21 protein-coding genes and 4 pseudogenes are annotated in these 25534 nt (G+C 60.1%); 5 read left to right on the top strand and 20 right to left on the bottom strand.

Features of this window, described 5'->3' with window-relative positions:
* Nucleotides 1-143 precede the first annotated feature (143 nt).
* From AC2ETI_RS31880 to AC2ETI_RS31870, 3 pseudogenes are all read left to right on the top strand, one after another.
* Nucleotides 144-668 (top strand): annotated as a pseudogene (locus AC2ETI_RS31880) (IS21 family transposase); the annotation flags it as partial.
* Nucleotides 669-670: 2 nt separating this feature from the next.
* Nucleotides 671-988: pseudogene (locus tag AC2ETI_RS31875) on the top strand (ATP-binding protein); the annotation flags it as partial.
* Nucleotides 989-1055: 67 nt separating this feature from the next.
* A pseudogene (locus tag AC2ETI_RS31870) lies at nucleotides 1056-2153 on the top strand (ISL3 family transposase); the annotation flags it as partial.
* Between the two features lie 166 nt (nucleotides 2154-2319).
* On the opposite strand, the gene AC2ETI_RS31865 reads toward AC2ETI_RS31870, so the two are convergent.
* From AC2ETI_RS31865 to AC2ETI_RS31815, 11 genes and pseudogenes are all read right to left on the bottom strand, one after another.
* Nucleotides 2320-2520 carry a hypothetical protein gene (locus tag AC2ETI_RS31865; RefSeq protein ID WP_058037346.1) on the bottom strand — a complete coding sequence of 67 codons (201 nt, stop codon included), beginning with the start codon at nucleotides 2518-2520 and terminating at the stop codon, nucleotides 2320-2322.
* A gap of 431 nt (nucleotides 2521-2951) precedes the next feature.
* Complete coding sequence (locus AC2ETI_RS31860) at nucleotides 2952-3161, bottom strand: NRDE family protein (RefSeq protein ID WP_095996194.1); 210 nt, start codon at nucleotides 3159-3161, stop codon at nucleotides 2952-2954.
* A gap of 508 nt (nucleotides 3162-3669) precedes the next feature.
* Nucleotides 3670-4731 (bottom strand): BtrH N-terminal domain-containing protein, encoded by a 1062-nt coding sequence (locus tag AC2ETI_RS31855; RefSeq protein WP_058037349.1) that lies wholly within the window; start codon nucleotides 4729-4731, stop codon nucleotides 3670-3672.
* Between the two features lie 59 nt (nucleotides 4732-4790).
* Nucleotides 4791-5258: pseudogene (locus AC2ETI_RS31850) on the bottom strand (cytochrome P450); the annotation flags it as partial.
* A gap of 65 nt (nucleotides 5259-5323) precedes the next feature.
* Nucleotides 5324-6526, bottom strand: coding sequence for an NAD(P)/FAD-dependent oxidoreductase (locus AC2ETI_RS31845; RefSeq protein WP_058037350.1), 1203 nt, complete (start codon nucleotides 6524-6526; stop codon nucleotides 5324-5326).
* Nucleotides 6523-7911: a cytochrome P450 gene (locus AC2ETI_RS31840; RefSeq protein WP_058037351.1), complete on the bottom strand. Its 1389-nt coding sequence runs from the start codon at nucleotides 7909-7911 to the stop codon at nucleotides 6523-6525. Before AC2ETI_RS31840 ends, AC2ETI_RS31845 begins: the two co-directional genes overlap by 4 nt.
* A gap of 24 nt (nucleotides 7912-7935) precedes the next feature.
* Complete coding sequence (locus AC2ETI_RS31835; protein ID WP_058037352.1) at nucleotides 7936-8256, bottom strand: 2Fe-2S iron-sulfur cluster-binding protein; 321 nt, start codon at nucleotides 8254-8256, stop codon at nucleotides 7936-7938.
* 350 nt (nucleotides 8257-8606) lie between these two features.
* Entirely contained in the window at nucleotides 8607-10004 is a 1398-nt protein-coding gene (locus AC2ETI_RS31830; protein ID WP_058037354.1) for an aldehyde dehydrogenase family protein, read from the bottom strand.
* A 153-nt stretch (nucleotides 10005-10157) separates the two neighbouring features.
* Nucleotides 10158-11264 (bottom strand): NDMA-dependent alcohol dehydrogenase, encoded by a 1107-nt coding sequence (locus AC2ETI_RS31825; protein ID WP_058037355.1) that lies wholly within the window; start codon nucleotides 11262-11264, stop codon nucleotides 10158-10160.
* Nucleotides 11265-11307: 43 nt separating this feature from the next.
* The gene (locus AC2ETI_RS31820) at nucleotides 11308-12924 is read right to left on the bottom strand and encodes a long-chain fatty acid--CoA ligase (RefSeq protein ID WP_082661336.1); all 1617 of its coding nucleotides are present in this window, start codon (nucleotides 12922-12924) and stop codon (nucleotides 11308-11310) included.
* Nucleotides 12925-12972: 48 nt separating this feature from the next.
* Nucleotides 12973-13383, bottom strand: coding sequence for an SCP2 sterol-binding domain-containing protein (locus AC2ETI_RS31815; RefSeq protein WP_058037389.1), 411 nt, complete (start codon nucleotides 13381-13383; stop codon nucleotides 12973-12975).
* 868 nt (nucleotides 13384-14251) lie between these two features.
* Between AC2ETI_RS31815 and AC2ETI_RS31810 the strand changes: the two genes are divergently transcribed.
* The gene (locus AC2ETI_RS31810; RefSeq protein ID WP_082661337.1) at nucleotides 14252-15358 is read left to right on the top strand and encodes a helix-turn-helix domain-containing protein; all 1107 of its coding nucleotides are present in this window, start codon (nucleotides 14252-14254) and stop codon (nucleotides 15356-15358) included.
* Here AC2ETI_RS31810 and AC2ETI_RS31805 read toward each other — a convergent pair.
* Nucleotides 15316-15951 (bottom strand): TetR/AcrR family transcriptional regulator, encoded by a 636-nt coding sequence (locus tag AC2ETI_RS31805; RefSeq protein WP_082661331.1) that lies wholly within the window; start codon nucleotides 15949-15951, stop codon nucleotides 15316-15318. The two genes, AC2ETI_RS31810 and AC2ETI_RS31805, sit on opposite strands and share 43 nt — an antisense overlap.
* Before the next feature lie 222 nt (nucleotides 15952-16173).
* On the opposite strand from AC2ETI_RS31805, the gene AC2ETI_RS31800 reads away from it, so the two are divergent.
* Nucleotides 16174-16713, top strand: a complete 540-nt coding sequence (locus AC2ETI_RS31800) for a PaaI family thioesterase (RefSeq protein WP_253741190.1) — start codon at nucleotides 16174-16176, stop codon at nucleotides 16711-16713.
* 1683 nt (nucleotides 16714-18396) lie between these two features.
* Here AC2ETI_RS31800 and AC2ETI_RS31795 read toward each other — a convergent pair.
* From AC2ETI_RS31795 to AC2ETI_RS31760, 8 genes are all read right to left on the bottom strand, one after another.
* Complete coding sequence (locus tag AC2ETI_RS31795) at nucleotides 18397-18780, bottom strand: hypothetical protein (RefSeq protein WP_156423095.1); 384 nt, start codon at nucleotides 18778-18780, stop codon at nucleotides 18397-18399.
* Nucleotides 18781-19130: 350 nt separating this feature from the next.
* On the bottom strand, nucleotides 19131-20801 hold the full coding sequence (locus AC2ETI_RS31790; RefSeq protein WP_058037390.1) for an aldehyde dehydrogenase family protein: 1671 nt from the start codon (nucleotides 20799-20801) through the stop codon (nucleotides 19131-19133).
* 174 nt (nucleotides 20802-20975) lie between these two features.
* Nucleotides 20976-21593, bottom strand: a complete 618-nt coding sequence (locus AC2ETI_RS31785; RefSeq protein WP_058037359.1) for a TetR family transcriptional regulator — start codon at nucleotides 21591-21593, stop codon at nucleotides 20976-20978.
* Nucleotides 21594-21602: 9 nt separating this feature from the next.
* Entirely contained in the window at nucleotides 21603-22841 is a 1239-nt protein-coding gene (locus AC2ETI_RS31780; RefSeq protein ID WP_058037360.1) for an NAD(P)/FAD-dependent oxidoreductase, read from the bottom strand.
* Entirely contained in the window at nucleotides 22841-23020 is a 180-nt protein-coding gene (locus AC2ETI_RS31775) for a rubredoxin (RefSeq protein WP_058037361.1), read from the bottom strand. The genes AC2ETI_RS31780 and AC2ETI_RS31775 overlap by 1 nt, the downstream gene beginning before the upstream one ends.
* 6 nt (nucleotides 23021-23026) lie before the next feature.
* Complete coding sequence (locus AC2ETI_RS31770; RefSeq protein WP_058037391.1) at nucleotides 23027-23194, bottom strand: rubredoxin; 168 nt, start codon at nucleotides 23192-23194, stop codon at nucleotides 23027-23029.
* Between the two features lie 2 nt (nucleotides 23195-23196).
* Nucleotides 23197-24417: an alkane 1-monooxygenase gene (locus tag AC2ETI_RS31765; protein ID WP_058037362.1), complete on the bottom strand. Its 1221-nt coding sequence runs from the start codon at nucleotides 24415-24417 to the stop codon at nucleotides 23197-23199.
* 226 nt (nucleotides 24418-24643) lie between these two features.
* The coding region (locus AC2ETI_RS31760) for an ABC transporter ATP-binding protein (RefSeq protein WP_483634979.1) at nucleotides 24644-25534 on the bottom strand (891 nt) is incomplete at its 5' end.

Raw genomic sequence — 25534 nt, 5'->3', positions numbered from 1 at the left:
ATCTTCCCGAAGCTGTGGGACGGGTCGAGTCGGCGGCCGCTCGTCAGTGCTTCACGTGCCAGCGCAGAGCGGCGATTCACCCAGTTGAACACTCCTGTTGACGACGGTTGAAAAGTAGTCCAGAAACGACAGCCCAAAACTAGACCACCCAACCAAGATTGAATGTGGAACCGAGGATCAGGGCGCTGCTCACGCGGCACCCGATGATGCCGGCAACGGTGATCGCCGAACGGATCGGATGGAGCGGGTCGATCAGCTGGCTGCGTGAACGTGTCCGGGTGATCAGACCCGAATATGCCCCGGCCGACCCGGCGGACCGTCTCCAGCACGATCCTGGGGAGGTTGTGCAGTGCGATCTGTGGTTTCCGCCGGCGTCGATTCCGCTTGGCGGTGGCCAGTGTGGTGCCCCGCCGGTGCTGGTGATGGTCGCCGCATTTTCCCGGTTCATCACCGCAATGATGCTGCCCAGTCGAGTCTCGATGGACCTGGTTGCAGGTATGTGGCAGCTGCTCTCACAGGATCTCGGTGCGATCCCGCATCGTCTGTGGTGGGACAACGAATCCGGTATCGGCCGCCGCGGCCGGCTGACCGATCCGGTCACCGCATTCGTCGGAACGGTTGCCACGACACTGATCCAGCTCAAACCGTACGACCCCGAATCCAAGGGCCGGCTGAGTTGGCGCGGCTACGACAGATCGGGTTGATTCTCGTCGACGAGGTCGGCTACATCCCGTTCGAACAGGACGCTGCGAACTTGTTTTTCCAGTTGGTGTCGAGTCGCTACGAGCATGCCTCGTTGATTCTGACATCGAATCTGCCGTTCGGTCGGTGGGGTGACGTGTTCGGCGATCAGGCGGTCGCGGCCGCGATGATCGACCGAATCGTCCATCACGCAGAGGTTTTGACGTTGAAAGGGGCGAGTTACCGACTCAGGAACACCGGGATCGATACGTTGCCGTCCGTGAGAGCGGACAACGCGGCACAATGAATACATCGGCGTGGTCTAGTTTTCGTCCGTCAGGAATGGACTAGGTTTCGACCGTCGTTCACACGGCACAATTCTGATCGATATGGATACTCACCGTCCGGTCGATGTTCTGGCCAACCGGAAAGCCAAAACAGTTACCAAATGGCTCACCGAACATCCGGGAACACAGGTGATCTGCCGTGATCGCGCCGACGCGTATGCCGAAGCCGCCCGTGCTGGAGCGCCGGATGCGATCGAGGTCGCCGACCGCTGGCACCTATGGCACAACCTCGCCGAAGCAGTGGAGAAAACTGTTGCAGCCCATCACCATTGCCTGAAGAAGGAGTCCGAGTTAGAGCCTGAACCTTCGATCGAACGCACCGCGTCGGAGCAACTGAGGATGGCCGCCGAACAGGTACACGCCACCCGTCAGGAGAGTTCGATACTCGCCGTTCGCACGAAGAATCGCTTCGAGACGGTCACAACTCTCAAGAACGAAGGCATAGGAATCAGAACGATCGCACGGCAACTCGGACTGGCTAGGGAGACCGTCCGCCGTTTCTACTACGCAAGCAGTGTCGATGAATTGTTGGGAGCGCCGCGAGCCGGCCGGCCAACTATGCTGGACAGGTTTTCCGTCCACCTGCACGAGCGTTTCAACGACGGATGCACCTCCGCCGCTGCACTTTACGAAGAACTTCGAGCATTGGGGTATCGCGGCAGCTACAGCTCCGTCCGCGACTATTTGAAACCGCTGCGCACCATCGGCGCGGCGCCAGCCAGAAAACAAATTCCGAAGGTCCGGCGAATCACTTCCTGGATGTTGCGTCACCCCGACAACCTCACCGACGACGAGCAGATCGGACTCAAGCAGGTTCTCGCCGGCTGTCCACATCTCGAAGCAACTGCAGGACATGTCGCATCGTTTGCGGAGATGCTCACCGAACACCTTGGGAAACAATTGAACTCGTGGATATCGGCCGTCTCGGCTGATGATCTGCCGCAGCTGCATCGTTTCGTCCGAGGGCTCGACACCGACCACGCTGCGGTCCGCAATGGACTGACTCTGCCGTACAGTTCCGGTGCTGTCGAAGGGCACGTGAACCGAATCAAGATGCTCAAACGGCAAATGTACGGGCGCGCCGGATTCGACCTCCTCCGCAAACGAATACTCCTCAGCAACTGACGTATTCAGAATCGATCACGGAAATTGGGCCAGAACCAGGTTTCGACCGTCGTTCACAGCCGTTGCCACCGGTTCCACCGTCTACCGCCGCATGCTCGCAGATCCGCGTGCCTCGCGACTACTACGTCCGAGTCCACGAAAACGCCCGATCTACGCTAGGTAGCGGTCACTCGGGAAGGCCGAGCACTGGCCGAACACGAACCGGCGATGGTCTCGGGGGCTGACTGTCACTGATCATCCACTGCACGTGGAATCGGCCGCCCAGTTGCGAGAACAGTTCCAAAACCCGACGCAGGCCGTCGAAGATCAGGATCGGTTGATGCGGGACCTGGGCGACTACGACCGTGCATTCGGAGTTGAATTCCATTGTGGAACAACAAGTAATGGTCACGCGGTGCAGTAAATGAGAAGCGCGGATCCGCTCAAGGACTTCGAACACAACGCCCAGGCGTTGAAAGCGCCCCGTATTCGAGAATCGGCAGCAATGACTGGCGGAGCAAACCCGCAGCGACGGATGGAGCCACGAGGATTATCTCGCTGCCGTCTTGTCCAGAGAAGTCACGGCGAGCGAATCATCTGGAACTCAAACAAGGGTCCGATCAGCAGGATTTCCCGACACAAAAATCATTGGAGGCGTATAACTTCGACTACCAGCCCTCGCTCAGCCGAGAAATGGTGGCCCAGTCTGGGTACCGGGTGGCGTTCGCTACCCGCGGTCGATTGGGTTGGTCAGACTCAAAACCGCTAACGCTGAGGGAAAGCTGCCGACTGAGTTGGCGCGGCTACGACAAGATCGGGCTAATTATCGTCGACGAGGTCGGCTACAGGCGTGGCACTCAACCAGGTTCCGCCGCGACACGCGTCGCGGCCGGCGACGATGGGGCTATCGGGCCACCGGTGAACCGGTTCGATTCGCCTCCATTGGAACTCATCGCGACTATTGGCGATGAGGAGTCGGTGGCCTTGGACGGCGTTCCAGGCGATCAGAGCCAGACACAGGAGCTTCATCATCCTCGGTAGCGTTGAGCAGTCGCGATCTAGGCAGTCGGATCTCGGCCATCCCGACTTCGGTGTCACGTCGAGTGCAGTGGCTGGGCCCGCGAGAAGGAGCATCTGGGTTACAGCGCCCTTTGTAGTACGCGCTGAGCCCGACAATCCACTCGGTTACGCGTCACCACAACTCATGTTGTGTGCAGCAGTGAGCCCCTAAAGGTTCGCCGCCCGCGTTTGAGCCGAATACCGAAAGACGTCTGTCCAGTTCTATGGACCAGACCGTTTTCGGTGTTCCCGCCAAACGATGCGAATCACTAGGGGCCCAAGATGAAACTTTCGATTTCAAGGCCGCGTTCTGGGCGATCTTGTGCGCACCCGATCGTATGCCACTCGAACATCGGCGCGAGTCGCCCGAACGAACTCGGCAATCCGCTCTTCCTGCACGTCAGTAAGCACTGCGTGTCTTCGCTCGACAGTCAGCGCGGAGATCAGTGTCGCCACGCACAGACCCGGCTGTCGGCCGTCAACGACCCGCAAGTCTCAGCGAGAGCGCAGCGGTCTCGAGGGACTCGACCAGCTTGAGCTCCAGTTCGGGGAGGCTGCTGGCCGCCACAGCCACGTTCTCCACGCGGGCTCGTATTTCGACGTCTCGTTGGATTCCCACCCGTGCCGCGTCGGTCCACGCTTGCGCACAATTTCCGGCCGCGATCGCGAGCTCGGCTGTCGCGCCATCACCGGTTAGACGTGCGACATCGCCGCACCCTTGGGCGAGCAGGCGGCGAAACAGTCCACCGCCTGTGCCTGCCTTCTCTACGAATGCGCGCAGGCCATACAGGACGACCTCGAGGTCATCGTCGGGGAGGTCGCCCCAGGTCTGGACGTCTTCCGCCAGAAGCGAAGCCGCGGCCAGGCCTTCGGTTCCCGTCTCCGCAACATCGACGATTCCAGGCTCAGACGGCCGGCGCATACTGTCCGAGGACTGGCGAAACGCGTCCGCCGCGATGAATCGCAGGTCTGGCAACTCCTCCGGCCAGGTGATGCGGTAGGTGCGGTGACGGGTCGGCTCAGGGAATGCCGTCGATGCTCGAGCACGTGCCAATGCGGCGAGGGAGACCTCTTGCACCTCCGCGCGGTCGTTGTCCACGACGAAGGCAACGCCCTGGGCCTCGTCGTAGCCGATCACAACGATGTCGTGGCGGCTCATCTGCAACTGGACTCGTAGGTACGGCAGTTCAGCGATGTCGCCCCACACGAGACTGGGTCGACCGGCATCGATCTCGTCAACCACCCAGGACCATCCCTCGGCAGGATCGTCTGTAGTCAGGACGTCGACCTGGCCACCGAGCCGGCGAGGGAGATCGATCTCGAAGTCAGAGTTCCGTCCCACCAGATACAGCGGCGGAGTCAGGTCCTTCGATCGGACATAGGACAGCCCCAGTGCACCGCCGAGCGCGAACACCAAACCCTCATCCGGCGGACCGTCCCACCCCAGGCCATTCCAGTGGATCAGATCCCGCATCGCGCCCGACCCGCAATGACCTCCCATCCGGTGGGGGTAGCCCTCGATCAAGGTACTGCCGAGCATGAAAACTCCTTACAGCGCACACCAACGCTTTGACAGGTATGTGGTCATCATTCCAGCGTGGGCCCTAGTTGCGCGACGTAGCCGGCCAGTCTGTCGCGGGTGAACGCTTCCTGCATGTTCCATCGAAACTCATCAGCATCAGTCCACGATGGAAGAACGCGTCGATGCGATACGTCCACCCGTCCTGGGAGAACGCCCTTGCCTTGGTCGTTAGCGCATCCTGAGTGGCATCCGGTCCGGCCACTTGCCACCACCATCTTCGTGCCGATCGCACCCATCCTCGAAACTTCTCCGAACTGACTGAATCTCGACCTGGTGAAGTCGGAACCAAAACGGATGTAGTCCAGAGTGTGTCCGAGAAGTGGCATACCGGCGGATCCCGGCACCGGCGTGAGACCAGACCCCTCAGGGGCCGGGGCCAGTTCCCGCACCGGCCATCGACCACTCTTCTTTAAAAGCAGCGCCATAAATACCGATGAGCGTCGCTCACGCCCCCATGCGATAGGAGACTGCATCGTGACAGTCATCGATTCTCCCTTCGTACGCATTCGCACCGCAGATCGTCAAGACCCGCGTTCGAGAGCTGGTCAGGTCACGCCGATCCGACGCGTGCTAGCTCTGCTCGGTTCATGGGGAGTTGCTGGGTGATGGTCCGTTTACTGGTTATGAAGTCACGGGGGCGGTTGATGCAGTCTGCTGCGATGAGCTCACCAGCCCTGAGATAAAAGCAGCTGAAGTCGCGGTCGCGTACCGGGTCGCCGCTGAGAACAACCTCGTCGTACCCGGTGTTGAGACCGGCAATCTGGAGCTTGAGCTCGTATTGGTCTGACCAGAACCACGGAAGCGCTGCGATCTGTTTAGGTTTCCCGCAAATGGTTGCCGCGGCCACCTTGGCCTGCTCGCCCGCGCTCGGCACCGACTCCAAACGGATGCGGCGGCCGTAACGAGCCATGTCATGACTTGCACAATCCCCGGCGGCGAGGATGTCGGGGGCGCTGGTCCGAGCTTGATCGTCAATCACGATGCCGTTGTCGATGAGCAGGCCAGCGGCCGACGCGAGGTCGATGTTCGGCTCCACGCCGATGCCGACAATGACGATGTCCGCTGGAATTGTTTGACCGGTGGCCAGAATCACCTCACGAACCTGTTCGTCCCCGGACAGCGCCTCGACCGAGGCGTCGGTGCGAATGGTGACACCTTCCGCGCGATGAATGCGGTCGAAGAACGTCGACACCTCCGGAGCCGTGACGCGTTCGAGCACGCGGCCGGCGGCTTCGAGTACAGTGACCTCGAGACCCAACGCGCGCAGCGACGCCGCTGTCTCCAGTCCGATGTAGCCACCGCCGACGATCACGACTCGCCGGCCGGGTATCGTGGCCGCACGGAGCAATGTCACGTCCGCGGCCGTGCGCAGATAGTGGACTCCGGCCAGGTTGGCACCCGGAATCGACAGCCGCCTGGGTCGTGCGCCGGTGCACAGGGCGAGGTTGTCGTAGGTCAATGTTTCGCCCGTGCCCAACACGACGTGTTTCGCAGATGGTTCGATCGATTCGACTGTCGCGTCGAGGAGCTGAATCCGTTGCTTCGCATAGAACTCTGCGCCTCGAAGCGCGAGTTCGCTGACGCCGCACTTGTTGGCCAGATAGGCCTTTGACAACGGAGGGCGTTGGTAGGGCAGCGCCGATTCGTCGCCGATGAGGACGATTTCTCCGGTCCACCCCTCCTGTCTCAGGCCGGCGGCGAGTTGGACCCCAGCATGGCTGGCGCCGATGATGACGGCCCGCTGCGTTGTCACGTGTCGGACTTGGGGGTTAGGCGGACCATCATCTTGCTAATCCCCCGCACAAAGTTGGACTGCACGTACTCGGGTTCGCCGACAACCTCGATGTTCTCGAAACGAGAAAGCAGTTCTTCCCAGAGGATCTTCAGCTGCAGTTCGGCCAGCCGGTTACCCATGCAGCGGTGGACACCGAAGCCGAAGGAGATGTGGTTGCGGGCGTTGGCGCGGTCGATGATGAAATCATCAGGCCTGTCGAATATGCGCTCGTCTCGGTTTCCCGAGGCGTACCACATCACTACCTTGTCGCCCTTGCGGATGAACTGACCGTTCAAAATCGTATCGGCCTTGGCGATACGGCGCATGTAGGCCAATGGTGTCTGCCACCGGATGATCTCGGAGTTCATGTTCGGAATCAGGTCGGGGTTGGCCTTCAGTTTCTCAAACTGGTCGGGGAACCGGTTCAACGCAAGAACGCCGCCGCTCATCGAATTGCGAGTGGTGTCGTTGCCACCGACGATCAGCAGGATGAGATTGCCCAAAAACTCCATCGGACGGTCAATCAGATCCGCGGTGTCGTCATTGGCCTGCAGCATCGTGATCAAGTCGAAGCCTGGTTCCTCACCAGCAGCGGTCCGGGCAGCCTTGTCTCGCCAGAGTTCGCTGAGACCTTGCGCCATTTCACGCATACCGCGGAACGTGTCGTCGAGGTCTGAGGGGCCGCCGTTGGTCTGCTCCATCGACGTTGCCAGATCGGACCATTCGACGAGCTTGCGGCGCTGCTCGTACGGGTAATCCAACAAGGTCGCCAGCATGCGAGCGGTCAACTCGATCGACACAGTCTGAACCCAGTCGAAGGGCTCGTTGAGCGGCACCTCGTCGAGCACCTCCTGCACGCGCGAGCGAATCAGCCCTTCCATCTCGCGGAGATTCTTCGGCGCGACCACGCCTTGCACGGCAGCCCGCTGCCTGTCGTGCCGCGGCGGATCCATCGCGATGAACATCGAGATGTCCAAAAAGCGCGGTGGGACACCGATGACAATCAACGGCTCAGCGGAGAACACCTCGTGATTCTTGTCTACGGCCACGATGTCGGCGTGGCGGGTGACCGACCAGAACGGGCCAAACGGACTGTTGGGTTGGAAATGCACCGGGGCCTCGTTGCGCACGCGCTCGAAGTACGACTGCCACCGCCCCTGACGGTAGAGAAAGGGGTTGCTGAGGTCGATGTCGGCGAGTTCGACATCCTCGACCGGCGGAATGGGGGATTCGACGAACAGCTTCTTACCGTTCGATCCGGTCACTACACGCCGCGTCTTGTCGTATAGATGTGCGCCACGGATCTGCAGATCCATCGGAATAGCTGACTGGACACGCTCGGCGATTACTTCAGAAACCTTCATTGTGTTATATCCGTTTCCTCGTGGTCACATCTGAAATTCGGGCGTCTGAACGACCAAGCCATCCCACGCTGCGGAGACGTCCATCTGGCAAGACAACCGGGAGGTCGGTTCACGCTCGGGGTTCATAGCGAGCATCTCCTCCTCAACGGCGCCCGAACGCCCAACCGTCTCCGACCACCGCGGATCGACGATCACATGGCACGTCCCACACGCCGCTTCACCTCCACAATCGCCATCGATACCGGGCACCGCGTTGTCGGTGGCGACCTTCATCAACGATTGGCCCTCCACCAGCGGCGCTTCGTGCTGCTCGCCGTCATGAGTTACGAACGTGACAACTGCCATAACCAACTCCTGATGCGGTGTCGTAAGATCTCTAATAATTGTGGTGAAAGTTGCCTGCGGCGGCTATGTCCCGTCGAGACCAAAAGGTTGTGACTTTGGCTCAACGGGCTAGACCCCGGTGAGCCACGATACCGAGTGCTACCGCCGCTACTGTTCATGCTGTCAAGTCAGTCCACCGTTTAACCGGACGAGCGTGAAGTGCAAGACTCGCTGGTCGGTGAGATTCGACGGAACGCGACCTACGTCTCCTGCATGTGTATTAAACAGTTCCCACATTCGCCGTGCACCCGGGCCTTTCGCGACGAGTGATCCGAGGGACGACGTTGTTGAACCGGTGTCCATCAGCTCGTTCATAGAAGTCTCCGTAGCAACTTAATCGTACGTTCGGTGTACGGCGGATAGATCAGTCGCAGATCGGGTTTGGCACGTTTGGACAGCACTGCTCTGCGGTGACTCAGGGCTTCGAACCCCCACTTGCCGTGATAGGCGCCGATCCCACTGGCGCCCACGCCGCCGAAGGGCAGCTGTGGAATCAAGCAGTGCAATGCGACGTGGTTGATGACCGCGCCACCAGATGGGATGCGGTCGATCAGGTGGCGGGCCTGCTGCGACGAAGATGTGAATAGGTAGAGCGCCAATGGTTTTGGTCCGGCGTTGATCTGGGATACAGCTGCGTCGATCGAGTCGAACGCGAGGACCGGCAAGACGGGACCGAAGATCTCGCCGGCCATGACCGCATCAGTTTCGGGCGGATTCACGATGACAGTCGGCTCAATGCGTAGGCTTTCCCGGTTGGAGCGACCCCCGGTGACGATGGTGCCCTGGGTAGCGGTGATTAAGTCAACCAGCCGGTCGAATTGCCGCGCATTGACGATCGGCAGTGAGAACTTCGCTTCGGCGGACCGGAACTCGGCGATGTTCTGGATGATCTTTTTCACCAATACGTCGACGATCGACTTGTCCGCCAAAACGTAATCTGGGGCGATGCAGGTTTGGCCAGAGTTGAGCAACTTGACCCACGCGATCCGACGCGCAGCGACGTCGATGTCGGCGTCGGCGGCCACGACGACTGGGCTCTTCCCGCCCAACTCGAGCGTTACCGGAGTCAAAGTCATCGCGGCGGTGGCCATGATTTTCTTACCGATCTCTGTGCCTCCGGTGAACAGGGCATGATCGAACCCCTGGCACAGCAGATCCTGAGTTGTCTCGCCGTCTCCCTCTACGACTCGGACCGCCTCCGCATCAAGGTATTCCGGCACCCTACGGGCTAGTAACGCGGAGGTTGCGGGCGCAAGCTCGGATGGCTTGATCACTGCGCAGTTGCCGGCTGCCACCGCTGCAACCAATGGCCCCAGAGCCAAATAGAGGGGGTAGTTCCACGGTCCGATGACCAGCACGACGCCCAATGGGTCGTACTGCACCCACCCGCGACCAGGCAACTGACTCAGCGGCAATGACACGCGTTTATGTCGCATCCATTTTTTGAGGTGTTTTCGCGCGAAGCTGGCTTCGGTCTTCGTGGCGTTGATGTCGCCAAGCCACGCCTCGACAGGGGAGCGACCAAGGTCATCCGCCAACGCCGCGGCGATCTCGCCCTCACGCTCCGTACAGAGCCGTTCGATCCCTGCCAGTTGATCCAGGCGCCACTGCAAATCCCGCGTACGTCCTGACTCTGCGACACGACGGACCTCGTCGAGTAGTTGATGACAGTCAGGCCTGACGCCTTGCGATTCGGTTGGTAGTGGCATGTGAACTAGCCTTCCTGGTTGCTGGGGCGATTCGCGTGTGCGCGGGAGCGTCCCCGAACCTCGACTTGGAGGCGCCTGGCCAGCCGCGCACGAGATCCACCGCTTACCGTCGCCACCGTCGATAGAAGTTCCCCCCGCCCCCGCGGTGGAGCGTCAAAATCGGACGAGGCCTCGGATGTTGCGGCCTGATCGCATGTCTTCGTACCCCTCGTTGATCTGGTCGAGGGTGTACTCCCGGGTGATCAGCTCGTCGAGCTTCAGTTGTCCGCCGTTGTAAAGTTCCACCAGACGCGGGACGTCGTGAGCGGCGTTGGACGAGCCGTAGAGCGAACCGCGAATTTGCTTCTCATACAGTGTCAATTCGAGCAGCGAACCTGACATTGAGGTGTCCTCGGGATGTCCGATTGCGGTCACCACCACGCGTCCACGCCTGCCGACGAGTGAGAGCGCCTCGGCAATATAGGACCCCTCGGCGACATCAGTGGTCACGATGCAGACGTCGGCGAGTTTGCCGCGAGTGATGTCGCTGATGAGTGCCCACGCTTCGTCGGCCGAGGTAGCGGCATGAGTAGCTCCGAACCCGCCGGCCTGCTTGCGCTTGAACTCCACGGGATCGACGGCGATGATGTTCAACGCGCCAGCGATTCGCGCGCCTTGAATCGCGTTCATACCGATGCCTCCGGCCCCGATCACGACCACCGTGTCCCCGGCACGCACCTCGCCTGTGCGCACCGCCGACCCGTAGCCGGTCGTGACACCGCAGCCGATCAGCGCTGCCTTGTCCAACGGTGTCCCTGTGTCGATCTTGACCAGTGACGATCTCGGCACCACCGTGTACTCGGAGAACGTGCCCAGCAGACACATCTGGCCAATGTCCTCACCGCGCGCGTGAAAGCGGTAGGTGCCGTCGATCTGCGGGCCCATCATGATGGCGGCACCCATGTCGCACAGATTCCCCATGCCACGCGCACAGTACGAACAGTGTCCGCACGACGGGAGAAAGGTGAGGATCACCGAATCGCCCTCGGCAATGTCCTCGATACCCGCACCGACTTCGACCACGGTGCCAGCACCCTCATGACCGCCCACGACGGGCAGCGGAAACGGTAGGTCACCGGTCACGAGGTGTTCGTCGGAATGGCACAACCCACTAGCGGTCAGCCGCACCATCACCTCGTTGGGGCCGGGTGGATCCAACTCGACCTCCTCGACCTCCCATTTCTCCCCCAAGCCCCACAGAACAGCAGCGCGTGTCTTCATGACTCTCCTTAGATCGATAAATCTGGTTGCCGCGGTAGCCCCGTCAGGCGAGTGTCTCGACGGTGAGGTTTCCGTCGGCGTGCTCGCTGCGTAGCTTCTTCTTGTCGAACTTGCCGGTCGAGGTCAGTGGAACTTCCGCAACGAATGCCCACCGCTCCGGTAACCACCACTTGGCCACTCGCGGACGAAGGAACTCCGACAATTCCGCGGCAGTCGCCGTGCGGTCACTGTCAAGAACGACAACTGCCAGCGGTCGTTCCTGCCACTTGTCATCGGGCACACCGATCACCGCGGCGGTACGTACCGCGGGATGAGCCGCCAACTCGTTCTCCAGTTCGACCGAGGAAATCCATTCCCCCCCGGACTTGATGACGTCCTTCGAACGGTCGGTCAGAGCGATGAACGCGTCTGCGCTGATCGTGCCGACGTCTCCGGTGGACAACCACCCGTCCGCCGACACCGCCGGCCTGTCGTGCTCGTAGTACGACCCAGTGATCCACGGGCCGCGGATCTGTATCTCGCCAACCGACTTTCCGTCCCAGGGTTGCTCGGCACCAGCGTCATCGACGATCCGGGCCTGCACGCCGGCCACCACCCTGCCCTGGGTTGCACGAATCTGCAAGGACTTCTCCGCTGAGTCGGTGTCCCGCGGCAGTGCGACCGCTGCAAGCGGCGATGTCTCGGTCATCCCCCATGCCTGCACAATGCGGATACCCAGATCGTCGTAGGCGGTCATCAACGACCGCGGAACCGCGGAACCCCCACATGCCACCATCTTCAGCGAACTCACGTCATGGCCGGGATTGTCTCGTAGATAGTGCAGAACGTCGGTCCAGATCGTTGGAACAGCGCCCGCCATCGTCGGTCGCGCTGCCTCGATCATCTCCACCAACGGCTCAGCCTGCAAAAAGCGGTCGGGCAGGAGCAGTTGCGCACCCGCCATCATCGCCGCGTAGGGAAGTCCCCACGCATTGGCATGGAACATCGGCACGATCGCCAACACCGTGTCGTCATGACCGATGCCCAGCGCATTCGAGGTGCACGCCGCCTGAGAATGCAACCACGTCGAACGATGGCTGTAAACTACGCCTTTCGGATTCCCAGTGGTTCCGCTGGTATAGCACATTGCCGCGGCGGACCGCTCATCGACGTCAGGCCAGTCAAACGAGCTCGACTGGGCGGCCAGCACATCGTCGTATCGAAGAATGTCCTTACCGCACCCCTCAACGGCGCCGAGGTCACCCTGACCGGTAACCAGCACCGTGCGCACTGACGTCATCGACGATAACGCCGGCGCCAAAAGCGGAAGGACAGTGCCATCAACGATGATCACCCGGTCGTCGGCGTGGTTAACAATCCACGTCAGCTGATCGGTCGGCAGCCTCAGGTTCAACGTGTGCAACACCGCGCCCATCGACGGCACCGCCGCGTAGCCCTCGAGGTGTTGTTGATTGCTCCACTGCAGCGTTGCGACGCGCTCATCGCCATGAATCCCGAGCTCGCGAAGCGCATTGGCCAACCGAGCCGCACGTTCACCCAACTCGCGATACGACACCCGCGAGATCTGCCCCGGCCCGCGCGCGGTCAACACCTCCCGTTCGCCATGGATTGATTCGGCATGACGCAGTATTGATGACACGGTCAACGGCACGTCCTGCATGGTGCTCTTCACCGAGCCACCATCCCGTTTTCAGCGGTCACGCGATGGTCACGCATCGATCAAATCCTGGCGATCTTGACTCCGCAACATCAACCGGTATTCCGGAAACAAGTTCTTCGCCTGCGGGATCAACTTGACCAACTTCGGCACCGGGCCCTTCGCCCTCACGGTTCCCTTCGCCATCGCCATCGTCAGGTTCACCTTCCCAAGCCAGAACTTGTTCCCGGTGTCAGCCGACATGAATAGCTCAACATTGGGCACAGCCACACTCGAAGTCCCGGTCTCCACCACCTTGTTCGGCATATCCACCGTCACCACTGCGTCCGGATCTGTGTAATGCACCCGCAATACCACACCCGAACCCGCTAGCTTGTCTCCCAGTCCATCTACCTCAAGACCATGCTGAAATATGCCCGCGAGAAATTTGTAGACCTCGTTCTCGTCCTTAAACACTGCCATTGCGAACCTCCTCGAATCCTCGTTGTGGAACAGCTTCATAACGGTTGAGCAGCAGCGCGGCCGGATCGCTCTCGCCGATAGATGTCAGACATTTCCGGAAACGCTGACTGAACTGTGCGCGCACCTCGTAGACACGCCAGCCTCGGCCGACCACGCCGAAGATTGCGGAATGCGAGATACCAAGGTAGGGCGCCGACGACGTGCGGCATCGCGCGAGCACGCAGCCCCGCACCGTGGATGAGACGACTTGACGTGCTGCACCTGTCTCGGTCCCGATAACTCGATTGAGGGTGCGGGATGCGCTATTTCTCACATCAACTCCCATACTTGCTGACCACCGTTTGCGAGGTACATCATCGCATCGAATGTCCCGTTTCGTTACGTTTTCAGTTTTTTGTAATGTCGTAAGCAAAGCTCACTTTTCACCAGGCGCCCACGCTGGCGGCGTGGCCTGAACTTGGCACTTGGGCCCACCCTTGCACTGCAGAGCTTGTCTCGTACCCGCACGTTCGAGATCAACCGTCCACCGCCACTACTTCGAATAATGAAGCAGTGGCGGTGGTGTCCTGGGCCGGGAAACGGTCGCGCGACCACACGGGGCAACCGAAACTGAAATTTCCGCACTTTGTGCAATCTTCGATACCGAGCTTTTGCTGACCATCAAGTGTGCTCACTTTGTCTACTACGGCAACCGAGGTCGCCACCGATTAGAACGGGTTCCGGGTATTTCAACGCGAGAACGCCACCGCTCATCGAGTTGTTACCCGAATCCCCGGTGTGGGGTCTCGATGAATTGTCTCGGGGGACGAGATCAAGGGCTATGTTCACTAGAGTCAGATACTTGTGGATTCAGCCCAAAGGAACCATCGTGAACCTCAACGACGAAGGAATACCCCCGTTCGTATTCGTCCAGATGCTGGAGAGTCGCGCCCTCGATTCGGTCGCGGTCACGCGAATGCGCGGTATCATGCTGTCCGAAGGGGTCGACGAGGCGACCTTTCTCCAGCGTGATACCGCGGCACCGTTGCGGTGGTTCAGACAGGCCTACCCAGAACTCGACATCGACCAGGCAACCCGGTTGGGTTTGGCTTTTGCAGAACAGGCCCGGCTGACGTCGTTCGGGGCCTTAAGTGTGCCATTGGTAAGTGCAGGCTCAATAACCGAGGTCGTCGAACTGCTCGCCTACCTGCCGTTGATCTCGACGGCCCTACGTCCACACTTCCATTGGGATGACCGCGGCCTGACGGTCTGGCTCACGGGAATTACCGGCGATCGGGCGCTCGACTGTTTGGCAGTCACCTACAGCGGGGCAGCGTTGTTGCGAGTGCTGGACATGCTCGTCAGTAGTGCGCCGACCGTGACCCTCCACATGAGCTGGCCGGCGCCCGTCGCGCTCCCAGATACTGAGGACGACTCAGCGCTTGCCGCACGCTTATTTTTTGACGCTCCGATGTCATACCTGCACGTTCCCGCGGACACGCTCGACGACGTGTGTCAGTTTTCCGACCCCCTTGCCTACCGGCTCGCGATCGGTGAACTGAAACACACGCTCGAACAACGGAGAGGCGTCACGTCAATTTCGGAGCAGGTGAGAATCCTCCTCGAAACGGATCCTGCGCAGCGGAGCAGCCAGTGGGTGGCGTACGAGTTGTCCGTATCGACGAGCACACTGAAGCGGAAACTCTCCGCAGAAGGGACGACTTTCCGCGAATTGCAACAATCCTGTCTTCGCGACAGCGCCATGCGGCTCCTATTGACCCGAACCATGTCCGCTACCCAGATCGCACTCGAACTCGGGTACAGCGATCTGACTAACTTCTCGCACGCATTCAAGCGCTGGACCGGCCGTTCTCCAAGCGAGTTCCGTCACGCACGGCTGCCCGACCCAGCCCCGGATCCCCTATGTCTGCGATCAAGCGGGCCGCAGGCATACTATGAGGGGAAGGCCCGCCGGGAACAGCTGCCGTCGCCTTGAGACGGCACGGTCGCGAGCGGTTCCTCAAGTCCCAAATAGCGCAGGGCGACTCGCGAAATCTGCCGCCCAGTGGCGTCACTTTCGTCGGCAGGAAGAACGAGATGACTCACCGTCAACCGAACGAGCGCGTCGATACCGTCAGCGACGTCGTCACTATCGAGCTGCGGAAAGTGATCGGTGAACCAGCACACCAACTCGTTTGACGCGATCTGCAGCAACGTGGTCGACGTCGTGAGCAACGGCAACATTCCTGTACTGCGGCTGGACTCTGCGGTGCCGTCTGCGGTATTAGACGTCAAGACCGCTTTGAGCAAGGGGCTGGCCGCGGCCTCGTCCAAAGTGAATCGAACGGCGCAGGTGATGGCCTCATTTGCATGGTCGCTGCGTTGATCTAGAACTTGACGAATCCCCACCAGGAACCGCTCGCCCTCCCTGACAACGAGGGCGTCGCCGAGACCCTGCTTGTCGCCGAACTCTTTGTACAACATGGGGCGAGAGACTCCGACGAGCGCAGCAATTTCGGCCACGCGTACGCGCTCCCACCCCTTCTCGACAGTCAGCACGTGAGCTGTCGCCAACACCTGCTCGCGCATATGCCGTCGAAAAGTCATACGCATCGATTCGCCCGCCATGCCGACACTCTAGACGGGCGGCAGATTTTGTTCATTTCAGGTCACAACGCAACGCACACTGCGTCGAGAAGACGACGTTGACACCGTTGACAGTTTATGCTCTTCTGATCCGACTGTTGACAAACAGGCCATCTATGTAGTCCGCTTGCACGGTTGGTTATCCCTAGTCCCGGCAGGAGCGGCGTGAACTACGATTCAAGCGGGACAGCGGACCTGTCAGTCGACCCATCGGGCCACATCGATCCGGTGTTGGCGAGCTGGGCTTCGGGGATGGTTGCCCGGTTGCCCGACGGCACCCAGCTGCCACCACACTCAGAGCGCTGCCTTGGTTGCGGGCCCGCCAATCCCCACGGTCATCATCTGGAGGTACATCGCGACGGGGAGAGGGTCGTTGCGGCGCAGACTTTCGACGACCGTCACGTGGGAGCACCCGGTATCGCCCATGGAGGCGCGGTAGCCACCGTCTTCGACGATCTCTTCGGATTTCTCCTCTTCATGATCGGCGAGCTTGCTGTCACCCGATCCTTGAACGTCGACTACGTCGCACCCGTGCGATTGGGAACTCCGTACACCGTGACCGCGAGTCTCGACCGGCGTGAGGGACGTCGGCTGTACGTCAGTGCACACCTGCGCCGTTCTGACGGAAAAGAAATCGCCACGGCAACAGCACTGTTCATGACAGTGACTATCGACCATTTCGTGCGCGCACTGGAACAGCCGTGAGTGGCGAGGAAGCCGGCACGCATTGTTGATGGCGGCCCTTCTTACCGACCACGGTAGCGCCTGACCGTACGAGTCCTACAAGCGTCTGCGCGACTCCCACCCGGTGCTACAAGACCAATTCGGGTGTGTTGCGCTCAGCCGGCACCAGGATTGCGACAGCGCACTTCGTGACCGCAATCTGGGCAAGGTCGACGAGTCGCTGGGCTTCCGACTAACCCGAGGTGCCCGACGATGTCAAGCACCGTGCGATGCACCGATTCCGGCGGACGATGCTGTTTCGCAATTCTCCAGATCCCACCCGGCTCCGTCGCTTGATCACCGAGGTTTTCACGACACGCCACGTCGAGCAGGGATCATCGACACCATCGAGCCAATTGCTCAGCGACATCCCAGCCAAATCACCCGATTGCCGCCACTGCGGCCCATCCCGCCTCGCCCTCGGTGACGCGGTAAGCCTGCTCGTACATCATAGAACGCCCCGAGAAGCGCCGGAGCCACGTTTAAAAGTAGCTGCCTGGAACTCCGCCTCGTACGCGATCTTCGCCAGGCCTCGGCGCGCGGCCGACCGTTCAAGGAACAACGATCGCCAGCATAATGTTACCGAATCGTTTGGCCATGTTGTCCGGCGCAGTAGGCGAGGGCGCGCTGTGTGGCCGGCTCGGCGACCAAATGATCGACCACCGAGCATGTTGCGCATCCACGCCTCGATACTTGGATCGAATCGTCCCACCACAGTCCCCGGCATTCCTCGACGGTGCTCTTCGGGCTGTGGTGGATCTAGCCGCGCTGCGTCTGTCCAGGCTGCGGGAAACCGAGGACGACGCTCTCGCAGTGATTGACCCGGTTGCGGGGGCCAGTTCAATCGTTGGCACGTCTTCTGGGCCATGCTCATCGTCCATAACGGTGTTCCCGAACGCCGGTTGACATTGAAGCACGCTTCAAGCGCGGGATTCCACAATGTACTCCGGTGATCGGCGTCGTTCGGTTTGCGCAACAGTGAACCGAGGGGATTGAACCACGTTTCACCACGCCGACTGCCTTTGGGCAGTACTCGTTATCGGTCTTCGGAACAGCTATGTCGAGCATAGGCGGCGATGTGCTAATCGTTCCGACTCGGTGAGTGGCATCCAAATCCGACGGTGGGCGGCGATGGTGTTCCTCGTGTGCGGAGGCGTCGAACCATTGGTCAGCGGTCTCTGTCGCGATGGTAGCGGGACCCTCCGACGCGGTGTGGTGCACAGGACTCGAAGGTCGGTTCGAGCGGTCGCTCCGAAGGTCGTCATGACGCGGACCGGGACCAACGGCTACTCCACCTGCAATTTCAACCCAGCTTGGCTTCGCCCCGCCTGCGACAGCGCAGAAGTGGCGTCATGTACTGGATGACGTTTGAGCGTGGCATATAGACTGTCGCCACACCGAACAGTCACTCTCCCAATCACTGTCAGCGGTCGACCGAATCCGGTAGTCGACCGTTGGCGCCGGCACTGCGCCACTCCCGTCATCGAGACAAAGCCTCCTATTGATGAAGCGCGCATGCGATCCCATCTATCCCGCTGAGCCTGCTCGGGGGAAGGCCCTGCGACAACAATCTTGTGTGTCGGAACTGATCTTGGCCGGACTCAACGCACTGCAAGGGAAATTCGAATGAGTCGATCAGCGCTGGTCACCGGCGCCTCCACCCACCTATCGAGCATGGCGCGCGCCCACCGACGTGCTGGCAAACATTTTCGTTTCAGGGTATACCGCAGTTAATTTCGCGACGAATTTCTGATCACTCTGCTGACCGCGAACAATCGTCCATAGCCGGTCAATGAAGTCGGCCAAACTTATTCCGTATGATTCGAATACCTCATCCTCGGATACTCCTCCATACGGCACCCATTTCAACGCGAGAGCCAGCAGTGCTTCTGTCTCCCCTTTGCAACGCGGAGCCTCGTCTGAAGCCTCAGCTCCGTTTCTTCGATACTTTTCGTCCCGATAGCGCCCAACAAGTTCGTCGAATAATATCTTCGCAAGCTCCACGGGATCGCTTCTAGGATAGTAAGAAGTTTTGCGGTTACCAGTCATCGTTTTTCATCCATTTTTGGTGTGTACTTAAGATTTCCATGGACATTCGGGTCCGCGTCATTCTCGGTGTCTGCGACGGCAGGGCCGAGTCCCCCACGAGAGACCGCCGATCGCCGCGGCTCACAAGAGAATGAAGGAATGGCGCTCCGCCCAATACCGCGTCGCTTTGGATACCCGCACCCTCGGCTATGCTGCGGACTATAATTCGCTCCGCATTCAACCCGAGCGTCCCGTCCGATCAAGCAGCAGCTCATACATCTATCGCCACGACCTGAGTCGTCCAGCATTACGACCTCGCCAAGCCGAAATCATACATTGATCAAGCTTGTACCACTACGATGAACATCTTTTCAGCCACGCAACGATGACAGGAATATTCCCAGCATCTTGCGCAGTGACGGGGATCCGACGTACTCGGTCAACTTTCTCGCCGTGGTCGCCGCTGCCGTATTCGTCACGAACCAGGGTGGCCGAGGCGAGAGAGAAAACTCGCCGGCCAGAACTGACCGTGGCGCGGGGCGGAACGGACCCCGGACTACGGTCCGTTCGGTGTGGCCGATGAGAAGGGAGTTGTGTACCACACCAATTCCACTTTGTACGTCAGCAAGGGTATGACCAGGAAAAGACCCCCAGGGCGCTTTCGCCGTCAGATAGCCGAATCCGGTCCAGGTGTTGACCGCGATCGTTCCGTAACGCAAGTTGGCGACTGCAGAGTCGAATGCCTGCCCGTAGGACCTGATCGTGGCCGGGTGCGCGATGATGTTCACCCCCAATGTGCCCGCGCATTCGGAATTGGCGAATTCTACTGCCTCTCTGGCGAACTCGACCCCACTGAAGGGTAGTTCGATGATTCCGAGCACAGGAGCGAAGTATTCCTCGTGGAAGATCGGGTGGTCCTCGCCCCGTCGCAGCCCCGAGCAAATCACACGCTCGTTCTTTCTGCCGACCGTCTGCGCATCCGGAAACTGCTTCAGGGCGCTCAGCAAACGTCCGTCGCTGCCTGGGTAGTAGGCCGCTCGAGTCGGCGCCCGATCGAGTGCCTCTCGCACTTCGCGCAGAAACTGATCTTTCTGCGTCCATGTGGAACTCACGACGAGAATTTGTGCGGCAACGCAATTGTATCCGCCGTTGTGGAGCCGTTGGGTTGCAACGTGCTCGGCCTGATACCGAAGGTCCGCTGATGACCACTTTCCTGGGAACACGATGGTGGGAGACACCCCACCGAGTTCACTGGTGATCGGCTTATCGAGGAGTGGGGAGTTTTCCACTTTGCGTTGCGTTCCTTGGTCTTCGGCGCCGAAGACGATGGCGTCGTGCGTTGCGGCGCTACCAGTCATGTGCACGTGTGCGACCAGATCATGGTTGACGAGATACTCCCCCACTTCTGCGCCCCCGGTGAAGATTCGTACAATATTCCGCTCGATCAAGGGGGCGAAGATCTTCTCCAGGACCGGCAGTAACGGGTCCATCACCGGGCTAAGTTTGAGGGCCACGACACGATTGTGTGCATAGATTTCGTAGAGGACGTCCAACGGTGCGATGGACGTGATGTTGCCGGCCCCGAGTACCACTCCTATCCCTGCGGTTTTCTCTGGATGAAGTTGTCCGAGGCCTGCTGCGGCCAACGCACGTACTTTGTCGATCCCGGGCTGTAGCCACACTTCGGCGGTAAAACCGTTGAGCAGTATGTTGTCGGTCACGGAGTCGGGAAGGATCTGAATACGGATTCGGTTTCCCGGTGCCGCGGTGATGTTCGACCCGGCAAGTGGACTCCTTCCCCGTTCGAGTGCGGCCAAGCTTTCAGCGAGGGCGTCGGCGTTGGTGAGCAGCGGGTACGGCCCGGAAAGCCACTCCTCTCCTACCAGCGGGGACTGCGGGTCGAGTTCTTTGATGGTGGCCGCAATGGTTACCCACTCGTCGGCGTGTACACGGACGAGTTCGCGGATATCGGCGAGGACACCCCTGCGATCATGCAAACCCGTCAGTGCCCAGGCACTCTCACCACGTTCGAGTTCGATCATCGCCGCGTCGATGGCCAGACCTAGTGGCGTGCGGGAGATACCAAGCGATATGTCAGTCACTGTGTGTCCTTCTGTGTCAGCGGTATGAATTCCGTACATCGGCAAGTGAAAGATCGAGCCATTACTGCGGCCGACGCCCACAACCCCGAGTCGGTTTCGTTCCGCACAGAGGGGCTATTTCGATCGAATGGCCTCGACGAACGGTACGTAGAACCGCGCAACGTCCTCTGCGGCTTTTTCGCCATTGGGTGCAGGTAGGGAAATGAAACTCAAGGCAGTACGGACAATCGCCTTTCCCATGAGTTCCGCATCTGCAGGTTGCGCCTGAACCCAGCTGCGGCGGAACGCTTCTGCCAATCGTTCGACGGCATGATCCATAATGAAGTCAGCTTCGACGGTAATCATTTTCAACAGATCGGTGGGTGGATCCTCGGTACGCAAGGATTGGACGAGGGGGTCCGTACTGATTTTTGCAAAGAATCCGGCGTAGCCGGTCCAGATCGCTCGGTAGCTGTCATCGGGGTGCGAATAGACCGCGTCCTCGACTCCGGTAGCGATCGTATCTGTCAGTCTGATGGCATAACTGCGAGCCAGTCCGTTTCGCGAACGAAACTCGTTGTAGAGAGTCGCACGACTGACGCCTGCTGCCTCCGCTACATCGGTCATGGTGATCGCGGACCATCGCCGCGCGAGCAGCAATGTAGAGAGCGAATCGAGGACGGCGCTTCGCATCAGGAGGGTCGCGGCACTTTGATACCGACTGCGATTTCCAGGTCGAGTGTGTTCAGACATGGTCCGACTTTATCCGGGGCTGGCGGTTTCCAGTCTTTGCCTGTCAGCGATGTAGTCCGACAAACTCGGCGATTCGCCGAGTACGTCACGGTTGAGCGAACTGCCTTCCCGTATGAGGGTCCGCGCGATGCGGATGTCCTTCGGACGTTTCATTGCGGTGGCGCCGACCAGCGATCCGTTTCGACACATGAGAATCGTGAAGTCTCCGTCCGGAACTGATCCCAGAACGACATGTTCGGAGTCCTGTGTCTGAACGCCGGCGAACTGGAGCGATTTTCCGTACTGGCTCGTCCACCCCCACGGCACCTCGACCGGCTGCAGCGGGCGTCCGAGAATCGACCGGGCCGCTCGATCACCTTGTGCAAGTGCGCTGTTCCAGTTCTCGTGACGTGTTCGCCGACCGGCCACGGGGTCGAAGATGTTGGCGACGTCGCCCGCAGCGAATACGGCCGGGGCCGACGTCCTGTGCTGCTCGTCGATCGTGATGCCGTTGTCGACGTCGATCCCCGCCGCGGCCGCCATATCTGTATTCGGTAGCATACCGACGGCGCTCAATGCCATCGCAGCCGACCACGTACGTCCGCTGGCGTCGGTCGCGATCACCGAGTCCTCGCTCTCCTCGATTGCGGCCAATTGCACGTCGGCCTGAATGTCGACCCCATGTGCACGATGCAAGCCGACGAGATAGTCGGCAGCCTCGCGCGGGCAAAATCGGCTCAACGGACGCACTCCGGCCTCGAGGATCGTGACTGCAGCACCGAGTTCACGGGCGGTCGCAGCAACTTCCATTCCGATCAATCCAGCGCCTATGACCAACAACGATCCCGCGTCGAGGATGGCCGTGCGCAGTGATTCCACGTCCGCGACGCCGCGCAATTGGTGCATGCGTATCCCGGCGCGGTGTGCAACGATTCGGGGCCGGCCGCCGGTGGCGAGCAGAAGGGTGTCGTAGCTGATGGTTTCGCCGGTATCGAGTGACAGAATGCGCGTGGCGGTGTTCAGTGTGGTCACTTGCGTGGACAATCGGAGTTCGATGTCGTTGGCGGCCCAGTGACCAGCCGGGTGAAGCAGAGCCTTCTCGATGGCAGTGGTACCCGCGAGGAGATCTTTCGAGAGCGTTGGACGCCGGTAGGGTGCGTACGCTTCCTCACCAATCATGACGATGCGGCCGTCGAATCCCTCTGCGCGAAGCGTATTGGCCGCACTGGACCCCGCCACGCCCGTTCCGATTATGACGATGACCCTCATCAGCGGTTCACCTCGACCATGTCGAAGTCGCTTTTCGCTGCTCCACAGTCGGGGCAACTCCAGTCTTCGGGGATATCACTCCAGCGGGTCCCTGCCACGATCCCCTCGTCCGGCCAGCCTTCGGCTTCGTCGTACTCGAATCCGCACTGGACACAACGGAAAAGTTTGAAATCGGACATGTCCTATCAGACTTCTTTCTTCTCGAAATCGAGCTTCTCGCGGACACCGCAGTCCGGGCAGCACCAGCTGTCGTCGACCGCGTCCCAGGGGGTTCCTGCCGGGTATCCCTCGCGCGGTGCACCTTTCGTCTCGTCGTAGACGAAGCCGCAGATGGGGCATTGATAGGCACTCATGATCACTTCACTCCGTAGCGGGAACGAATCTTCGCGCTTTTGCGCGGATCGACATTTACCAAGGTGATATCTCCCTGGTAGTGATCGAGCACTCGGTGGTCCATGACTTTGCGCCACAGGGGCGGAAAATACGCGAGTCCGATCAAGCTTGCGTAACCGGTCGGCAAATTGGGTGCTCCGTCCATGCTGCGGAGCGTCTGGTAACGGCGAAGAGGATTCGCGTGGTGGTCACTGTGCCGTTGTAGGTGGTAGAGGAAGATATTGGTGACGATGTGATCGGAGTTCCAGCTGTGTGCTGGCGCACATCGCTCATATCTTCCCGATTCCAGCTTCTGTCTCATCAGTCCGTAGTGCTCGAGGTAGTTGACCGTTTCGAGCAAGGACGCTCCGTAGATCGCCTGAATCACCAGGAATGGCAGCACGACCCAACCGAACACTGCGGTCAACGCACCGAACAGAACGATCGACATCACCCACGCGTTTAGTACGTCGTTCTGAAGACTCCACGTGCGCTTACCGATACGATGCATCCGCGTGCGCTCGAGCTCCCATGAGGACGTGATGGCACCGAAAACGCTGCGCGGAAGGAACATCCAGAAATTTTCGCCGAATCGGGCGCTGGCTGGGTCTTCGGGAGTGGAAACTCGCACGTGATGGCCGCGGTTGTGCTCGATGTAGAAGTGCCCGTACATCGTTTGGGCGAGGGTGATCTTGGAGAGCCAGCGCTCGAGGTTTTCGCGCTTGTGTCCCATTTCGTGTGCGGTGTTGATCCCGATTCCACCCATGACTCCGACGGTGAACATCACGCCGATTTTCGACATCAGTCCCAAGCCTCCGTCGATCCCCAACCATCCGAGGTCATCGGCGGACCAGAGGTAGCAGGCTAAGACCAGGCTGACGAGTTGGAAGGGGATGTAGGCGTAGGTGCAGTACCGGTAGTACTTGTCGTTCTCGAGTTGCTCCATCACCTCGTCCGGGGGGTTCTGCCCGTCCGGGCCGAAGAATCGGTCGAGGATCGGCAGCATCACATAAAGCAGGATCGGACCGACCCACCACACGATGGGTGTTACCGCTGACCATCCGAGTTTTCCGAAACCGTATGCCAGTCCTGTGGCCACGAACAGGGCCGTCGGCGCAATCAGTCCGAGCAGCCAGAGGTAGCGCTTTTTGTCATGCCATTCGTCGACTGGGTGGGGTGGTTGAGAGCGAGTGGGTGTACTCATCGGGACTCCTTGCTGGGGCGCGCACACACACAGGAAGTATGCAGTGTCGCTAATCACATCTATTTGTACAATATATCATTTTTGCTCATTTACTAGATAAATTGACCGGTTTTGTCTACCTATGTTCGCATCGCCCGACGAAGTGTTTGCACTGCTTTGAACGCAGCAAAGGGAAGCCCGCCGGTGCGGCGGCCTCCCTTTATGCCTCGAAGACTTGGCTCGCGCCTCAGGTGTAGAGCATCTCCACGCTGCCGAAACTGTTGCGTATGACCGCCTGTGCGTTAGCTGGGAGGGTGTGCATGATCTGACGGACGCGCTCCTGGCGACGACGAACAGCCTGACGCTCCGGGTTTCCGGGGGTGGCCTTCATCTGCGGCACGATGCCCTCGACGTCGTCGACACCACCGGCGTGGTGACCGGCGTCGACGAGCGCCTGCTCGTGCGCCATCTGAGCCTCGTCCTTCTCCTCCGACATACCGATCGGACCGATCATCGTTCCGTTGAGGAACTGCTTGACGACGGGCTCGTCCGAGGTGAGCAGCACCTCGCGAGGACCGAACATCACCAACTGACGACGGAAAAGCATGCCGATGTTGTCCGGCACCGTGCGTGCGAGATTGATGTTGTGCGAGACGATCAGAATCGTCGCGTCCGACTGGGCGTTGATGTCGATCAGCGTTTGGCTGATGTACGTCGTACGCACCGGATCCAGACCGGAGTCGGGCTCGTCGACGAGGATGATCTCGGGATCGAGAACGAGTGCACGCGCCAGACCGGCACGCTTGCGCATGCCGCCGGAGATCTCACCGGGAAGCTTGTCCTCGGCGCCGACCAGACCCGTGAGGTCCAACTTCTCCATCACGATCTTGCGGATATCGGATTCCGACTTCTTGGTGTGCTCACGAAGCGGGAAGGCGATGTTGTCGTACAAGTTCATCGAGCCGAACAGTGCGCCGTCCTGGAAGAGAACGCCGAACAGTTTGCGGATCTCGTAGAGCTCCTTGGAGGAGCACTGCAGGATGTCCGTGCCGTCGATGACGATGGAGCCTTGTTCAGGGCGGAGCAGTCCGATCAGGGACTTCAGGAACACCGACTTACCGGTACCCGAAGGCCCGAG

The sequence above is a fragment of the Rhodococcus sp. MurmanLake-1 genome (assembly GCF_056945715.1).
Note: the sequence above shows the minus strand (reverse complement) of the source record. Positions and strands in the feature narration are given on the sequence as shown.

Excerpts from the sequence above, each read along its gene's own strand:
- AC2ETI_RS31860 (WP_095996194.1), bottom strand. The coding sequence starts at position 3,161 with ATGAAGCTCCTGTGTCTGGCTCTGATCGCCTGGAACGCCGTCCAAGGC.
- AC2ETI_RS31865 (WP_058037346.1), bottom strand. The coding sequence starts at position 2,520 with ATGGAATTCAACTCCGAATGCACGGTCGTAGTCGCCCAGGTCCCGCAT.
- AC2ETI_RS31805 (WP_082661331.1), bottom strand. The coding sequence starts at position 15,951 with ATGCGCGAGCAGGTGTTGGCGACAGCTCACGTGCTGACTGTCGAGAAG.
- AC2ETI_RS31770 (WP_058037391.1), bottom strand. The coding sequence starts at position 23,194 with ATGAGTGCCTATCAATGCCCCATCTGCGGCTTCGTCTACGACGAGACG.
- AC2ETI_RS31765 (WP_058037362.1), bottom strand. The coding sequence starts at position 24,417 with ATGAGTACACCCACTCGCTCTCAACCACCCCACCCAGTCGACGAATGG.
- AC2ETI_RS31825 (WP_058037355.1), bottom strand. The coding sequence starts at position 11,264 with ATGAAGACACGCGCTGCTGTTCTGTGGGGCTTGGGGGAGAAATGGGAG.
- AC2ETI_RS31840 (WP_058037351.1), bottom strand. The coding sequence starts at position 7,911 with ATGAAGGTTTCTGAAGTAATCGCCGAGCGTGTCCAGTCAGCTATTCCG.
- AC2ETI_RS31830 (WP_058037354.1), bottom strand. The coding sequence starts at position 10,004 with ATGCCACTACCAACCGAATCGCAAGGCGTCAGGCCTGACTGTCATCAA.
- AC2ETI_RS31785 (WP_058037359.1), bottom strand. The coding sequence starts at position 21,593 with ATGTCTGAACACACTCGACCTGGAAATCGCAGTCGGTATCAAAGTGCC.
- AC2ETI_RS31780 (WP_058037360.1), bottom strand. The coding sequence starts at position 22,841 with ATGAGGGTCATCGTCATAATCGGAACGGGCGTGGCGGGGTCCAGTGCG.
- AC2ETI_RS31795 (WP_156423095.1), bottom strand. The coding sequence starts at position 18,780 with ATGACTGGTAACCGCAAAACTTCTTACTATCCTAGAAGCGATCCCGTG.
- AC2ETI_RS31790 (WP_058037390.1), bottom strand. The coding sequence starts at position 20,801 with ATGATCGAACTCGAACGTGGTGAGAGTGCCTGGGCACTGACGGGTTTG.
- AC2ETI_RS31835 (WP_058037352.1), bottom strand. The coding sequence starts at position 8,256 with ATGGCAGTTGTCACGTTCGTAACTCATGACGGCGAGCAGCACGAAGCG.
- AC2ETI_RS31815 (WP_058037389.1), bottom strand. The coding sequence starts at position 13,383 with ATGGCAGTGTTTAAGGACGAGAACGAGGTCTACAAATTTCTCGCGGGC.
- AC2ETI_RS31855 (WP_058037349.1), bottom strand. The coding sequence starts at position 4,731 with ATGCTCGGCAGTACCTTGATCGAGGGCTACCCCCACCGGATGGGAGGT.
- AC2ETI_RS31775 (WP_058037361.1), bottom strand. The coding sequence starts at position 23,020 with ATGTCCGATTTCAAACTTTTCCGTTGTGTCCAGTGCGGATTCGAGTAC.
- AC2ETI_RS31820 (WP_082661336.1), bottom strand. The coding sequence starts at position 12,924 with ATGCAGGACGTGCCGTTGACCGTGTCATCAATACTGCGTCATGCCGAA.